General features: G+C 52.5%; 15 protein-coding genes. 12 read left to right on the plus strand and 3 right to left on the minus strand.

From position 1 onward, the window contains the following. Positions 1 to 242 precede the first annotated feature (242 nt). The 4 genes from ACFQ1T_RS06100 (at position 243) to ACFQ1T_RS06115 (ending at position 3,588) form a co-directional block, all read left to right on the plus strand. Positions 243 to 2,681 carry an EAL domain-containing protein gene (locus ACFQ1T_RS06100; RefSeq protein WP_379074843.1) on the plus strand — a complete coding sequence of 813 codons (2,439 nt, stop codon included), beginning with the start codon at positions 243 to 245 and terminating at the stop codon, positions 2,679 to 2,681. Positions 2,682 to 2,802: 121 nt separating this feature from the next. Next, a complete protein-coding gene (locus ACFQ1T_RS06105) occupies positions 2,803 to 3,012 on the plus strand; it encodes a hypothetical protein (RefSeq protein ID WP_194748602.1) in 210 nt (69 codons plus the stop codon). Between the two features lie 15 nt (positions 3,013 to 3,027). Beyond that, the gene (locus ACFQ1T_RS06110) at positions 3,028 to 3,300 is read left to right on the plus strand and encodes a hypothetical protein (protein ID WP_275356208.1); all 273 of its coding nucleotides are present in this window, start codon (positions 3,028 to 3,030) and stop codon (positions 3,298 to 3,300) included. Positions 3,301 to 3,360: 60 nt separating this feature from the next. Beyond that, positions 3,361 to 3,588, plus strand: a complete 228-nt coding sequence (locus ACFQ1T_RS06115; protein WP_194748600.1) for a hypothetical protein — start codon at positions 3,361 to 3,363, stop codon at positions 3,586 to 3,588. A gap of 81 nt (positions 3,589 to 3,669) precedes the next feature. On the opposite strand, the gene ACFQ1T_RS06120 is transcribed toward ACFQ1T_RS06115, so the two are convergent. Further along, positions 3,670 to 4,044, minus strand: a complete 375-nt coding sequence (locus tag ACFQ1T_RS06120) for a MarR family winged helix-turn-helix transcriptional regulator (RefSeq protein WP_228518828.1) — start codon at positions 4,042 to 4,044, stop codon at positions 3,670 to 3,672. 306 nt (positions 4,045 to 4,350) lie between these two features. On the opposite strand from ACFQ1T_RS06120, the gene ACFQ1T_RS06125 reads away from it, so the two are divergent. Continuing rightward, complete coding sequence (locus tag ACFQ1T_RS06125; RefSeq protein WP_338655201.1) at positions 4,351 to 5,742, plus strand: 3'-5' exonuclease family protein; 1,392 nt, start codon at positions 4,351 to 4,353, stop codon at positions 5,740 to 5,742. 45 nt (positions 5,743 to 5,787) lie between these two features. On the opposite strand, the gene ccoG is transcribed toward ACFQ1T_RS06125, so the two are convergent. Both ccoG and ACFQ1T_RS06135 read right to left on the minus strand, forming a co-directional pair. Next, on the minus strand, positions 5,788 to 7,197 hold the full coding sequence (ccoG, locus tag ACFQ1T_RS06130) for a cytochrome c oxidase accessory protein CcoG (RefSeq protein WP_379074849.1): 1,410 nt from the start codon (positions 7,195 to 7,197) through the stop codon (positions 5,788 to 5,790). 112 nt (positions 7,198 to 7,309) lie between these two features. After that, positions 7,310 to 8,713: an aminotransferase-like domain-containing protein gene (locus ACFQ1T_RS06135; protein WP_275356204.1), complete on the minus strand. Its 1,404-nt coding sequence runs from the start codon at positions 8,711 to 8,713 to the stop codon at positions 7,310 to 7,312. A gap of 112 nt (positions 8,714 to 8,825) precedes the next feature. Between ACFQ1T_RS06135 and ACFQ1T_RS06140 the strand changes: the two genes are divergently transcribed. The 7 genes from ACFQ1T_RS06140 to ACFQ1T_RS06170 all read left to right on the plus strand — a co-directional run bounded on the left by ACFQ1T_RS06140 (position 8,826) and on the right by ACFQ1T_RS06170 (position 14,023). Next, complete coding sequence (locus ACFQ1T_RS06140) at positions 8,826 to 9,170, plus strand: hypothetical protein (RefSeq protein ID WP_379074853.1); 345 nt, start codon at positions 8,826 to 8,828, stop codon at positions 9,168 to 9,170. A 134-nt stretch (positions 9,171 to 9,304) separates the two neighbouring features. Further along, a complete protein-coding gene (gene rplU, locus ACFQ1T_RS06145) occupies positions 9,305 to 9,619 on the plus strand; it encodes a 50S ribosomal protein L21 (protein WP_018986099.1) in 315 nt (104 codons plus the stop codon). A 47-nt stretch (positions 9,620 to 9,666) separates the two neighbouring features. After that, complete coding sequence (gene rpmA, locus ACFQ1T_RS06150; protein WP_049637894.1) at positions 9,667 to 9,924, plus strand: 50S ribosomal protein L27; 258 nt, start codon at positions 9,667 to 9,669, stop codon at positions 9,922 to 9,924. 212 nt (positions 9,925 to 10,136) lie between these two features. Further along, positions 10,137 to 11,189, plus strand: coding sequence for an Obg family GTPase CgtA (cgtA, locus tag ACFQ1T_RS06155; RefSeq protein ID WP_379074857.1), 1,053 nt, complete (start codon positions 10,137 to 10,139; stop codon positions 11,187 to 11,189). Positions 11,190 to 11,193: 4 nt separating this feature from the next. Continuing rightward, positions 11,194 to 12,315: a glutamate 5-kinase gene (gene proB / locus ACFQ1T_RS06160; RefSeq protein WP_379074860.1), complete on the plus strand. Its 1,122-nt coding sequence runs from the start codon at positions 11,194 to 11,196 to the stop codon at positions 12,313 to 12,315. A 68-nt stretch (positions 12,316 to 12,383) separates the two neighbouring features. Next, a complete protein-coding gene (purE, locus tag ACFQ1T_RS06165; protein ID WP_379074863.1) occupies positions 12,384 to 12,878 on the plus strand; it encodes a 5-(carboxyamino)imidazole ribonucleotide mutase in 495 nt (164 codons plus the stop codon). After that, complete coding sequence (locus tag ACFQ1T_RS06170; protein ID WP_379074866.1) at positions 12,875 to 14,023, plus strand: 5-(carboxyamino)imidazole ribonucleotide synthase; 1,149 nt, start codon at positions 12,875 to 12,877, stop codon at positions 14,021 to 14,023. Before purE ends, ACFQ1T_RS06170 begins: the two co-directional genes overlap by 4 nt. Positions 14,024 to 14,044 lie beyond the last annotated feature (21 nt).

The raw sequence follows: 14,044 nt of genomic DNA on the forward strand, positions 1-14,044 counted from the left end.
TTGTTGGTCTGGTGATGTTTGTATTTCGCGCCATACCCCTGTCTTAAACTTGTCTGGTCGTGTTGATGTCTGGCCGGTCTGTATCACTGATTCATCTGTATCAATCAATTTGTCGGATGTTTATCTGTGTAATTGGCGAATTGATTTTAGTCACTTCCCTTAAATTAATGTGCGGGGGCTTAAGCTGGACATCCATGACTGCACAAAAAAACATATTCGCAGGGCAGGGCGCGCTTATCAGAATGATATGGCTGATAGGCTTGTGTGTTCTATTGTGTTGCCTATATTTGGCGACGGGCGATGATTTTTCTGCCGAGGCGGGTTCTGTCAGTTTGCTTCTGGTGATCGGCCTAGTGGTGTGGAGTGTGGGCGGCTGGTTGGCCTGGCGCCAGCAAGTGCTCTTCAAGCGACGTGTGGAGGCACAGCAGGCTGAAGCCAGCGCGCAGCATAGGCAGCTGAATCAGCTCTACATGGCTTTAAGTCAGTGTAATCAGTTAATTATTCAAAGCCAGAATCAACAGGCGCTGTTCGACCAGATTTGTCGCATTATTGTACATCTGGGCCACGCGAATCTGGTCTGGGTCGGTGAGCTGGATCATGATACCAAGCAGGTTCGGGTGGCGAGTGCTTATGGTTCAGGGCTTGAGTATCTCGATCAGCTGACCATTACGGCAGATCCTTCACAGGTCAGTGGCAGAGGACCTTGTGGGTTGGCGATTGTGTCAGACCATCCTTACTGGGTGCAGCATTTCCAAACGCATCCGGTCACCGCGCCCTGGCATGACAAAGCCAAGGAGTTCAATTGGCATTCAGCCGCTTTTTTACCGTTGCATACAGAAGGCCGGGTGATAGGTTGCCTGGCATTGTATGCCCAGCAGCCGCAGGCGTTTCATGAAAATATCCAGCATTTACTCAAGGACATGGCGGCCAATATTGATTTTGCGCTGGACCGCTTTGCGGTAGAGGCGCAGCGCACGGCTTTTAGGCGGGATTTGCAGATCAGTGAGCAGCGCGCGCAGCTTGTGCTTGAAAACGCGCTGGATGCGATTGTGAATATTGATCAGGCCGGGCGGATTGTAGAGTGGAATCGGGCGGCCAGCCAACTGTTTGGCTATGCGCGAGCTGATGTCATGGGACGCGATCTGGGCGAGGTCATTGTCCCTTCCGCTTACAGGGAGGCGCATCATCAGGGCATGCTGCGCTTGCAGCAAACCGGCCAATCTACGCTGCTGGGTAAGTTGATTGAGATCACGGCGATCCGGCGCGATGGTCAGGAGTTTCCGATCGAGCTGACGATTGTTGAAATCGAGCGCGACGACGATCGTTATTACAGCGCGTTTATCCGCGACATTACCACGCGAAAACAGGCTGAGGAACGCATTCGATTTCTGGCTAATTATGACGCCTTGACCGGGCTGCCGAATCGCAACCTGCTCACCGAGCGCGTGATGGCTGAAATCGAAAAAGCCTGGGATCAGGATGGGCAGTTTGCGTTGATGTTTCTCGACCTGGACCACTTTAAGGACGTGAATGATAGTCTGGGCCATCGCTATGGCGATAATCTGCTGGTGGCACTCACCAAGCGCTTTCAGGCCATGGTGCGCCCGCAAGATACGATTTGCCGCCTGGGCGGTGACGAGTTTGTCTTTCTGCTGACTGAGGCCGATCAGGCGATGGCCAAGGACATGGTCGAGCGCCTGCTCAAGGTGGTTGAGCTGCCTGTGATTATTGACCAGTATGAGTTAACGATCACGGCCTCAATTGGCGTGGCGATTTATCCTGATGACGGGTTGGATATGGAAAGCCTGCAACGCAATGCGGATGTCGCCATGTATCGCGCCAAGCAGGAGAGTCGTAACAGTTTCCGTTTCTTTAGCAATCATATGCAATTGCAAACGGCGCGCAATTTGCAATTGGTGAATGGCCTGCGTCACGCCATTGCCCTGGGGCAATTGGCAGTGTATTACCAGCCACAAATTGCACTGGAGAATGGGCAGTTGGTTGGCGTGGAGGCGTTGTTGCGATGGCAGCATCCACAGTTGGGCTTTATCTCGCCTGCAGAGTTTATTCCACTGGCGGAGTCTAACGGGCTGATTATTGCCATTGGTAGCTGGGTACTGGAACAGGCGACGCAGCAAATTCAGCGTTGGCAGCAGCTGGGATTAGACAAGATGACGGTCTCGGTCAATCTCTCCAGTATTCAGTTCCGTGATCCCAAATTACCTGCGCTGGTGAAAAGCACGCTTGAGCGCTATGACGTGGCACCAGATTGCCTAGAGCTTGAACTGACCGAAGGTGTAGCCCTAGAGAACCCCATGGGGGCGGTGACCATGATGGATGCGCTCAACGCGCTAGGCGTACGGCTGTCGATTGACGACTTCGGGACTGGCTATTCGTCTTTAAGTTATCTCAAAAAATTCAAGGTCTATAAGCTCAAGGTCGATCAGTCTTTTGTGCGCGACCTCACCACCGATGATGAAGACAAGGCCATTGTCATTGCCATCATTCAACTGGCGCGCAGCCTGGGCCTGAAAACCATTGCCGAAGGGGTGGAAACGCCTGAACAACAAGCCTTTTTGCAGGCGCAAGGCTGTGATGAAATGCAAGGCTACCTGTTAAGCAAACCCATGCAAGTCGAGGATGCCACCGCATTCTTGCTGGCCTACCCGCACCATCACTAATCGCTAATCGCACGATCTCTGGCCCTTATTTACCACCGCTATCACGCCTGCTGTCATTTTGGTTGACTTTATAAATGATAATCATTATCATTTAATTTCAATCAGCTAAAGGAGGCTTGTGATGAAACGTCAAACTGTTGTGGGTAAAACCATGCTGGCCGGCAACACCGCATGCAAAGTACTTTATCACCAGTCATCAGACATGGTGGAGCTCGAAGTGGGCGGGACTACGCTCAAGTTTGAAGCAGACAGCTTTATTGTGATTAATGAAATGTTGCGCAAGGCGGCGGCACGGATTGTGATGCAGACCGAGATTGCGATGACGGTTTAGAGAGGAGAACACACTATGCAAACCATGACTATGCCTGCCATGCGTTATGACCCCAGCTTGCCCGATGCCGAGTCTGTGATGGCCTCGCTGCTATATGTGGCGACGTTATATATCAAAAAACCCACCTATGACTTGGCCAAGCAGGCGTTGCGGCTAGCTGAAACATTGGCTGCGCCAGAATACGCGGATTCCGACCTCATTTGTCACGTGTCGCGCCGCATGTGCGTGCACTGGACCCTGCTAGTCAATGAACATGAGCAGGCCAGCCCGGCACTGGCGACCAGCTAAGCGCGCGCTTTTGGTGCTGATGGATGAACCCTGATCGACGAATGGTAGAAAGAAAACATGATGTGTAAAAGAATATTATTGTCCGGCCAAAGCGGGTTTCGCGTGCACTATTGTGAAACCCACCGTACGGTTGAACTGGAAATAGGTGCCATGAGTTTGCGGCTTGATGAAGACGCGCTGGCGGTGATGAGTGATGCGCTCTCTGAGTCACTCAGCAAACTACAGGCGTTACAAGCGTCTCAAGGATCATTTCGCGCCTTTATGCGCCAGCTCAATATGCCTGACTAGGCGGTTATTCCTGGCGGCAATAAAAAAGCTGTGATGAATGTCATCACAGCTTTTTTGTTTGGGCGAGAGTCCCGTGTGTGCTTAGCCAGGGATTTTGGCAGAAACGTTTTTAGTCAAATTGCTCAATGTTTTGTTGAGCCCATCAAAGTCATCATTAGACAGGCCGGTATCGCAGGCCACGCGCTTTTGCACGGTTGACAGTTTGCTACGCAAGGCTTGACCTTCTTCAGTTAGGCTGACAATTACTACGCGCTCATCATCTTTCTGGCGGGTACGCTTGGTCAGTTTTTTGACTTCCAGTCGTTTGACCACAGGCGTAATCGTAGCAGGCTCCAGTAATAACTTCTCTGCAATTTCTTTAATTGAGAGCTGTTTGTATTGCCACAAGGCGACCAGAACCAGATATTGCGGATAAGTCAGATTTAACTTATCAAGGTCAGGCTTATAAGACCGCAATAAAGCATGAGTAGCGGAATACAACGAAAAACATAATTGATTTTCTAAGTATAAATTTGGCATAGTTAAAATTATATTGTCATTAATATGTATAAAGACAATTACAGCACCATTTATCGAGGGTGTCCATAGTTGTCGTGTAGGAGTATGTAACTAATGTTACATAATAATCGTTAAATCTTATCGTAGTGAGCTTACAGCAGCCTTGCAATGCGTCTCAATTGAAGGCCGCTAAAACACTCTTTCTGGGCTAAAATAAAGGCCATGAAATTTCTTATGTTGCATTTGTGATTGCTTGCCTGCCTGATGTTGCCCTCTGTCACTTTTCTTGACCTCGAAACCACCGGGGCCACACCACTCAAAGACCGGATTACCGAAATTGCGCTGGTGCGTTTTGACCACGGCGTCGAAACGGCACGCTGGCAAACACTGGTCAATCCGCAACAGCCTATCCCGCCGTTTATTCAATCGCTGACAGGCATCAATGACGGCATGGTGGCAGAGGCGCCAACGTTTGCCGAGGTCGCAGACACCTTGCTTGCTTTTCTCGAGGGCACGGTGTTGGCGGCACACAATGTACGCTTTGATCATGGGTTTTTAAAGACCGAATTCAAGCGCATAGGCATCACCTTGCGGCAAAAAGTATTGTGTACGGTCAAGCTGTCACGATTGCTTTATCCGCAACATTATAGTCATGGCATAGATGCGATTGTGGCACGCCACCAGATCACTGGCCTGGCCAGACACCGCGCCATGGGCGATGTGGAGGCGATACTGGTCATGCTCAACGATGCGCGTCGAGAGCTTGGCGAAGAGGCAGTGAAAGCTGCCGCGCTTAAACTCATGTCAGCCCCAACCCTGCCACCGCATATTGATGCCAGCCTGGTGGGCGAGTTGCCTGAGGCGCCGGGTGTCTACCTGTTTTATGGCGAGAATGACTTGCCCCTGTATATCGGTAAAAGTGTCAATCTGCGCGCACGCGTGCTGTCGCATTTTAGCAGCGATCATGCCTCCACCAAGGAGATGCGCATGACGCAGGAGATGAAGCGTTTTGAATGGATCGCGACCGCCGGTGAGTTCAGTGCCTTGTTGCTGGAGTCGCGGCTGGTCAAGGAGCGGCAGCCCATTTATAACCGTCAGCTTCGCCGAGAACGCTCTTTATGCAGCTGGCAGATTGATCCGGCCGCGCAACCTTTAGTCAGGCTGGTGCATGAGGATGAGATTGATCCTAGCCAGATGTCCCATTTGTTTGGCACTTTTAGAAGCAAGCGCCAGGCTGTAGAAACCTTGCGCAAGATTGCTGAACTCAGTCATTTATGTGTCAAGGCCCTGGGGCTGGAACCCGGCCGCAGCGGGCCTTGTTTTGCCTTTCAGCTCAGGCGCTGCAAAGGCGTATGCTGTGGACAGGAGTCGCCAGAAATGCATGCTCTGCGCGTACAACAGGCGCTGATGGCACACAAGCTGAAAGTCTGGCCCTATCGTGGCAAGATTGGCATTGAGGAATATGACCTGGAGCATGATCTGCGTCAGATTCATGTGTTTGAGCACTGGGTCTATCTGGGCGTGGCAGAAGACGATGAAAGTTTAAATGCCTTGCGTGCGCAAACCACAGCGCTCAAGTTTGATCTGGATAGTTACAAACTGCTACTGAAAATGCTGGCGCATAAAAAGACCCGCGTACTCGATTTGGCTGACTAAAGAGGGTAGGTCAGCCATGGTACGCGGGCAAGGGGTGCTGTCAGGTCAGGGCTGGTAGAAGGTGCTATCCGTGCTGACTTTTTCGCCGCTGGATAAGGCAGTCACCTCTATCTGGATGCGTTGGCTGCCACGTTGGTTGCCGGCAGGGGCCAGCAGGCTCATCGGCACCAGGACTTCCTCCGTCGGTTGCGCAGTCAGTGTTTGCTCACTTTCGATCTGCAAGCCATCCAGACCAATTGCACGTAATTGATAGCTTTCGCGGTGCTCGGTGGCATTGGTCAGGTGCAGCTGGTAAGCGTTTTCGATGCCCTGGCTGGTTTCTCGGTATAGGATGTTGCGGTCACGCATGATATCGACCTTGAAATCCGGTTTGTGTAGCAAGCCGTATCCCAGCCAGGCGATCATCAAGACAAATAAACTGCTGTAAATCAGTACGCGTGGACGCAATAAATGGGAACTGAGCGCGTGCTGGTCTGTGGCGCCGGCCGCAGAAAAACGAATCAGGTCACGCGGATAGTGCATTTTGTCCATCACGTCATTGCAGGCATCAATACACAGGCCGCAACTAATGCATTCATATTGCAGTCCATTGCGGATATCAATGCCTACCGGGCACACCTGTACGCAGATGCTGCAATCGATGCAAGCGCCCAGTCCTTGTGATTGGTAGTCCTGACCCTTGGCGCGGTGACCGCGCGGTTCGCCACGCGCACTGTCATAGGCGACGATCAGAGTGTGGTTATCAAACATCGCACTCTGAAAGCGCGCATAGGGGCACATATGTTTGCATACCTGTTCGCGCAAGAAGCCAGCATTGCCATAGGTCGCCAGGCTGTAAAAGCCAAGCCAGAAGCAGGACCAGCCACCCAACTGCCATTGCGTGAGGTCAGTGACAAGCTCGCGGATGGGCGTAAAGTAGCCGACAAAACTCAAGCCGGTGATCAGTGAAAAGCCGAGCCAGACCGAGTGTTTACTTAATTTGAGGCCAGTTTTGCGTAGCCCCCAGGGTTGGGCATCCAGCTTTTGCCTGGCCAGGCGGTCGCCTTCTATGCGGCGTTCCATCCATAAGAAAATTTCGGTATACACCGACTGCGGGCAAGAAAAGCCACACCAGAGCCGGCCTGCCACCGCTGTAAACAAAAATAATCCGACCGCACAAATGATCAGTAGCATGGCCAGATAAAACAGGTCCTGTGGAAAGATCACCAGGCCAAACAGATAAAAGCGATGCGTATCAATATCGAGCAAGAACGCCTGGCGGCCGCCATATTGCAGCCAGGGCAAACCGTAAAACACCAGTTGTGTGGCCCAGATCATGAACCAGCGCCAGTTTTTAAAATAGCCGCTGACACTGCGCGGGTAGACTTTGCTGGTTTTCTGATACAGCGAAATCGTTTGTTCGCTGGCAGGGGCAGCCACAATCGGGATCACGGGTTTGCTACGAGAGACGGTCATACAGGCACTCAATCTTGATGAAGACGTGTGCAGTGTAGAGGCTGGAGGTTATTTTAAACAGATTCAGTTTTTAAATAAAAAACCATATCAGATGGGCTGGGTTGTTCGTTGGCTATTGCATCCACTGCCCCAGAGTCTCTATCGCCTGCCTGTGCTCTGCATTGAGTGGGTGGCCATAGTTCAGGCGCACATATCCGGCATATTGCTGTTGCGAGGAAAACAAGTGTCCAGGGGCGAGGCTGATATTGTGCTGGATGGCTTGCTGAAACAACCCGAGGCTATCCTGATGGCCGGGCAGTTGCAGCCATAAGAAATAGCCGCCTTGCGGCAGGGTGTAGCGCACCTCAGCAGGAAAGGATTGATGGATGGCTTGGGTGAACTGCAACTGTTGCAACATGAGCTGGTGACGCAGTTGGCGCAAGTGTTTGTCGTAACCGCCTTTCGCCAGATAGCTGGCCAGGGCCAGCTGTGCCGGAATCGAGGTCGCCAGGGTCGTGGAGAGTTTGAGGCGCGTGATGGTTTCGCTGAAGCGCCCGGCGGAAACCCAGCCGACGCGGTATCCGGGCGCGAGCGATTTTGAAAATGAACTGCAATGCATGACCCAGCCGTCGTTGTCCCAAGTCTTGGCCGGTAAAGGCCGCTGTTTGCCAAAATACAATTCGCGGTAGACGTCATCCTCAATCAGCGGTAACCGGTGACGGGTAATCAGGGCCACCAGCGCCTGTTTTTTCGGCTCCGGCATCAGGCTGCCGGTCGGGTTCTGAAAATTGGTCATGAGCCAGCACGCTTTGGGGTGATGCTGAAGGATTGCTTGCTCAAGTGCCACCAGGTCTATGCCCAGCTCAGGGTCACTAGGCACCTCGATGGCTTTCAGCCCCATGCGCTCGATGGCTTGCAACGCGGCATAAAAACTGGGCGATTCGATGATCACGCTATCGCCCGGTTGCGTGACCGCGGCCAGGCATAAGTTCAGTGCTTCCATGGCGCCATTGGTCACCACGATCTCATGCGGATCCGTCGGCTTGCCGTCCAGCTGGTAGCGTAAGGCGATCTGCCGCCGCAGCTCGACATCGCCCTGGCCGATATCACTGACGGTCAGTTGGGGCTGCATGCGCCGCACCGTGCTGGCCATATGGTCGGCCAGTCTGGCAAGCGGGAACAGGGACGGGCTTGGGAACGCCGAGCCAAACGGGATTTGTTGCGGGTCTTTGATACGCTCCAGCAACGTGAACACCAGATCGCTGACTTGCAGTTTGGTCGGGTGGCTGGCATTGTGAGCTGCTTGTGGCAGCAGGCGCTCGCTGCGTAACGGCCCCGCCACATAGTAACCAGAGCGCGGGCGCGTCACAATCAGGCCGCGGGCCTCCAGCAGATAATATGCCTGAAACACGGTCGAAGCATTCACCTGTTTGCTGGCCTGGATGTGCCGGATAGAAGGCAGTTTGTCTCCCCGCTTGAGCAAGCCTTGCTGAATTGCACTGGCGATCTCTTCGGCAATCATTTCGTATTTTTTCAAGCCATGGTCCTGACAGGGAGGTTATCTGATATGGTCAATTTAAAGCAAACTGCCTCTGTGATGCAACCAGCGTAGGCGTTAAGCTTGACCTTTTCAGCAGGCGGCAGGACCAATGACTGACACAGGGGAAATTAATACGGGGGTTGAGCAAATGACTCAGCACAACAAAAAGCTGTACGGTGTCACATTGCGAGATGGTCGGTCGTTACAGCTTGCCGTGCAAGATATGTTTACCGTGCAATTAATACAACACAGCCGGGTTCTGCTCAATGTGCGATTTCAGCCTTTGAGCTCGCTGAATAATCTGGAAATGCAACCGGTGTATCGGGTGGCGGACATGCAAATGGGCAAGCAGATAGATCCCGTGCTGGAAGAGGAGTTGCTCATGTGCGTGTTTGCAGTCTACCGCTATTACACACGTGGCAGTATTCGTCACTGGCGATCTAGGGTAAACTAGCCGCTTTGGTGCCAGCGCTGGCTGCCATCCACCGTTCCTGCACGCGATTGAAATGATGCATAAATATATTTGCATTCCCGAATAAATTGCGTATAATTGCGGGTTCTTTAAAAGGCGATGTTTAAGGCATTATTATGTACGCAGTGATTAAAACAGGTGGCAAACAGTACAAAGTAGCCGCTGGTGACAAAGTAAAAGTTGAGAAATTGACTGGCGACGTTGGCTCCACAGTAGTGATCGACAAAGTGTTGTTGATTGCAGACGGCGAGACAACTACGATTGGTGCACCGTTGGTAGCTGGTGCAAAAGTGAATGCCACAGTGGTTTCACATGGCCGTGGTGACAAAGTGATGATCTTCAAAATGCGTCGTCGTAAGCACTACCGCAAGACGCAAGGTCATCGTCAGAGCTACACAGAAATTCAAATCGACACTATTTCAGCAAAATAAGCACGTTCTGCTTGAGTAGAGCAGATTGCTAGAATAAGGAATCAAACATGGCACACAAAAAAGCAGGCGGTAGTTCACGTAACGGTCGCGACTCACAAGCCAAACGCCTGGGCGTTAAAGCCTTCGGTGAAACAGTTGTCAACGCGGGTAGCATCATCGTGCGTCAGCGCGGGACTAAAATGCACGCTGGTGAAAACGTTGGCATGGGCAAAGATCACACCCTGTATGCACTGGTAGAAGGCAAAGTTAAATTTGCTGTAAAAGGCGCATTGAAGCGTCATACCGTGAGCATCGAAGCGGTCTAATCGCACTTTTATGAAAAAAGCCCTGTCGCTTGACGGGGCTTTTTACTTTATAGTTATCAGATTGTAGCCTTGTATGGTTGTGCGCTGGATTGTCCGCGCGCAGTGAGAAATTTTAAGATGCAGTGCAAGGCGCACGGTAGGCCCAAGCTTGCAATACACACAGGTTTTGAGCACCGAGTTACGCAGTAATGCGCTTAAAGGCAAATTGAATCATGAAGTTTATTGACGAAGCGACCATCAAAGTCTACGCCGGTGACGGCGGCAACGGTGTTGCCACGTTCCGCCGTGAGAAATACGAGCCTATGGGCGGCCCTAATGGCGGCGACGGTGGCCGTGGTGGTTCCATCTTTGTCATTGCAGACCGCAATATTAATACCCTGGTCGATTACCGTTACACACGGACCTTCAAAGCCGAGCGTGGCGAAAACGGCAGCGGTTCGGATTGCTATGGCAAGGGGGGCGACGACATGATACTGCGTGTGCCTGTCGGCACGACCATCAGCGATAAGGCGACCGGCCAAATGATGGTGGATTTGAATACTGATGGCCAGAAGGTCCTGATTGCCAAAGGTGGCAACGGCGGTCTGGGGAATATCCATTTTAAAACCAGTACCAACCGTTCTCCACGTCAATGTACCAAGGGTGAGCCTGGTGAAGCTTTTGAGTTATATTTCGAACTGAAAGTATTGGCCGATGTGGGCTTGCTGGGGATGCCTAATGCCGGTAAGTCGACGTTTATCCGCTCGGTGTCTGCCGCCAAGCCCAAGGTCGCCGATTATCCTTTTACCACATTGCACCCTAACCTCGGCGTGGTGCGGGTCGATAGCAATCGCAGCTTTGTGATTGCCGATGTGCCTGGCCTGATTGAGGGCGCGGCGGAGGGGGCTGGACTGGGACATCAGTTCCTGCGTCATTTGCAACGCACCTCCTTGCTGTTGCATTTGGTTGACATTGCGCCGTTTGATGAGAGTGTCGATCCGGTGCAAGAAGCCAAGGCCATCGTCAACGAGCTGAAAAAATACGATCAAGAACTTTACGACAAACCCCGCTGGCTGGTGCTGAATAAGATTGATATGCTGGAAGACAGTGCGCAAAAAGTGGCTGACTTTATTAAAGCCTATGGCTGGGATGGACCGGTATTTCCTATCTCCGCCATTAGCGGTGTTGGTTGCCAGGCCTTGACCTATGCCATCATGGATCATATAGACCAGATGCGTGCGCAACGTGACCTTGAAGAGACCCCCGTCCAACCGATCACAGAATAGTTTTATGAGCGTTTCACTCATACAAGACAGTAAAACCCTGATCGTCAAGGTGGGTTCCAGCCTGGTGACTAACAATGGTCAGGGCCTGGATAAGACGGCGATTGCCGCTTGGGCACAGCAAATCAGTGCCTTGGTCAAGCAAGGCAAACAAGTTGTGCTGGTCTCCAGTGGTGCGGTTGCCGAAGGCATGCAGCGACTGGGCTGGAAAAAGCGCCCGGTAGAGATCAATGAGCTGCAGGCCGCTGCGGCCGTTGGCCAAATGGGCCTGGTGCAAATGTATGAACAATGCTTTGCGCAACACGGGTTGCACACGGCGCAATTGCTGCTCACCCACGAAGATCTGGCCGACCGCAAGCGCTACCTCAATGCGCGCTCCACCTTGCGCACACTGCTAGACCTCAATGTCATCCCGATTATCAATGAAAACGATACGGTGGTGACTGAAGAAATCCGTTTCGGCGATAACGACACCCTGGGTGCGCTGGTGGCGAATCTGATTGAAGCAGATGCGCTGATCATCCTGACTGATCAAAAAGGCCTGTATTCCGCCGATCCGCGTAAAGACCCGAATGCCGTGTTTATCAATTTTGAAACCGCAGGCAATCCTGCGCTCGAAAGCATGGCAGGCGGCGCAGGCAGCTCAGTGGGTACTGGCGGCATGTTAACCAAGATATTGGCCGCCAAGCGTGCCGCCAACAGTGGCGCACATACCGTGATTGCTTCAGGGCGCGAGCCGGAAGTGCTGGTGCGTTTGAGTCAGGGCGAGGCGATTGGGACGCACCTGCAAGCCGTGAGAATGAAAACGCTGGCTAAAAAGCAATGGCTGGCGGATCATCTGCGCGTGGGTGGTAAATTGGTGCTGGATGACGGCGCAGTGAACGTCCTGACCAAAGAGGGTAAAAGCCTGCTGCCGATTGGCGTGGTGGATGTGCTAGGCCAGTTTGAGCGCGGCGATGTGGTGGCTTGCGTCGATGCCGCGGGTAAGGAATGGGCACGAGGCATCGTCAATTACAATGCCAATGAAGTACGACGGATTAAACGTAAGCCCAGTAGTGAAATAGAAAGCGTGCTGGGGTATGTGGAAGAAAAAGAATTGATACACCGGGACAATCTGGTGTTGTTATAAGCAAACGTAGATGGCTGCAGAAGCGATCTATGCATGACAAGTGAACACATTGATTAAAAGGTAACGGGATGAGTAAACCTTTGGTAGCCATTATTATGGGGTCGGACAGTGACTGGCCGGTGATGAAAAATGCTGCACAAATGCTGGCAGACTTTGGTGTCGCTTATGAAGCGCGCGTGGTCTCTGCCCATCGTACGCCAGACCTGATGTTTGAGTTTGCTGAGTCTGCCGCAGGCAATGGCTTTCAGGTGATTATTGCCGGGGCGGGGGGCGCCGCACATTTGCCTGGCATGGTTGCAGCAAAAACCACCTTGCCAGTGTTGGGTGTGCCTGTGCCTTCCAAACATCTGCAAGGGCAAGACTCCCTGTTGTCCATCGTGCAAATGCCCAAGGGCATCCCGGTGGCGACCTTTGCCATTGGCGATGCCGGTGCGGCCAATGCTGGTTTGTTTGCGGTGGCGATGCTGGCCAATCAAGATCCGGTGTTAGCAGAAAAATTAACTACCTTCCGCAAAAAACAAGCTGAAAAAGTGCATGCAATGGAGTTGAGCGAAAAACCATGACATCATCCGTGATTCAACCTCCTGCCATGTTGGGCATGTTAGGCGGCGGCCAGCTGGGTCGCTTTTTTGTGATCGCAGCGCACGAGATGGGCTATAAAGTCACTGTGCTGGACCCTGACCAGAACAGTCCGGCAGGCATGATTGCCGATGTGCATTTATGTGCAGCCTATGACGATGCGGCCGCGCTGAAAACCATGGCGGAAACCTGTCAGGCCATCTCTACCGAATTTGAGAATGTACCGGCCGAGACGCTGGCTACCTTGGCTAAGTCTACCGTCGTGCATCCGAGCGCGGATGCGGTGGCGATTGCCCAGCATCGTGTGAAAGAAAAAACGTTCTTTAAAGAAGCTGGCTTGCCGGTGGGTCCGTTTGTGCCGGTGATGACGGAGAGCGACTTGCCCGCCGATGGTGAGATGTATCCTGCCGTGCTCAAAGTGGCGCGCTTCGGTTACGATGGTAAAGGTCAGGCGCGTGTTGCTAGCCGTGAGCAAGCGGTCGCTGCCTTTCAGGACTTTAAGCAAGAAGTCTGCGTGCTGGAGAAAATGCTGCCTTTGGACCTGGAAGTGTCTGTCGTGCTGGCGCGCGATGCGCACGGCCACATTGCCGCTTTCCCCACGGCAGAAAACAGCCATTTGAATGGCATTCTGGATGTCAGTATCGCCCCGGCGCGCTGTTCTGAAGTGATCAAAGCCAATGCGCAAGAGCTGGCCAAAAAACTGGCGACCAAGCTCAATTATGTCGGCGTATTGGGCGTTGAGTTTTTTGTGGTGGGCAACCAGTTGCTGGTGAACGAGATTGCGCCACGCCCTCACAATTCTGGCCATTACACTATCGATGCCTGTGTCACCAATCAGTTTGAACAGCAAGTGCGCGTGATCACCGGCCAAGCCTTGGGCAGTCCGCGCTTGCATAGCGATGCGGTCATGGTGAATATCCTGGGCGATAGCTGGCTGTACAGTGGTAAACAGGTAGAGCCGGCTTGGGATAAAGCCTTTGCCCACGGCAACCTCAAAATGCATTTGTATGGCAAGCATGAACCGCGCAAAGGCCGCAAAATGGGCCATTTCACGGTGATTGGCGATGATGCGCAGGCTGTGTTGAATGCCGCTAAAGTGGCGCGTAGCGAGTTACATATTGGTGAATAACTGTTTGCCAGCGCCATCAAA

The organism is Methylophilus glucosoxydans, from assembly GCF_042676145.1.
In the GTDB taxonomy this organism is placed as follows: Bacteria; Pseudomonadota; Gammaproteobacteria; order Burkholderiales; family Methylophilaceae; genus Methylophilus; species Methylophilus glucosoxydans.

Excerpts from the sequence above, each read along its gene's own strand:
- ccoG (WP_379074849.1), bottom strand. The coding sequence starts at position 7,197 with ATGACCGTCTCTCGTAGCAAACCCGTGATCCCGATTGTGGCTGCCCCT.
- ACFQ1T_RS06170 (WP_379074866.1), top strand. The coding sequence starts at position 12,875 with ATGACATCATCCGTGATTCAACCTCCTGCCATGTTGGGCATGTTAGGC.
- ACFQ1T_RS06115 (WP_194748600.1), top strand. The coding sequence starts at position 3,361 with ATGTGTAAAAGAATATTATTGTCCGGCCAAAGCGGGTTTCGCGTGCAC.
- ACFQ1T_RS06140 (WP_379074853.1), top strand. The coding sequence starts at position 8,826 with ATGACTGACACAGGGGAAATTAATACGGGGGTTGAGCAAATGACTCAG.
- ACFQ1T_RS06100 (WP_379074843.1), top strand. The coding sequence starts at position 243 with ATGATATGGCTGATAGGCTTGTGTGTTCTATTGTGTTGCCTATATTTG.
- rplU (WP_018986099.1), top strand. The coding sequence starts at position 9,305 with ATGTACGCAGTGATTAAAACAGGTGGCAAACAGTACAAAGTAGCCGCT.
- purE (WP_379074863.1), top strand. The coding sequence starts at position 12,384 with ATGAGTAAACCTTTGGTAGCCATTATTATGGGGTCGGACAGTGACTGG.
- ACFQ1T_RS06125 (WP_338655201.1), top strand. The coding sequence starts at position 4,351 with ATGTTGCCCTCTGTCACTTTTCTTGACCTCGAAACCACCGGGGCCACA.
- cgtA (WP_379074857.1), top strand. The coding sequence starts at position 10,137 with ATGAAGTTTATTGACGAAGCGACCATCAAAGTCTACGCCGGTGACGGC.
- ACFQ1T_RS06105 (WP_194748602.1), top strand. The coding sequence starts at position 2,803 with ATGAAACGTCAAACTGTTGTGGGTAAAACCATGCTGGCCGGCAACACC.
- ACFQ1T_RS06110 (WP_275356208.1), top strand. The coding sequence starts at position 3,028 with ATGCAAACCATGACTATGCCTGCCATGCGTTATGACCCCAGCTTGCCC.
- rpmA (WP_049637894.1), top strand. The coding sequence starts at position 9,667 with ATGGCACACAAAAAAGCAGGCGGTAGTTCACGTAACGGTCGCGACTCA.
- proB (WP_379074860.1), top strand. The coding sequence starts at position 11,194 with ATGAGCGTTTCACTCATACAAGACAGTAAAACCCTGATCGTCAAGGTG.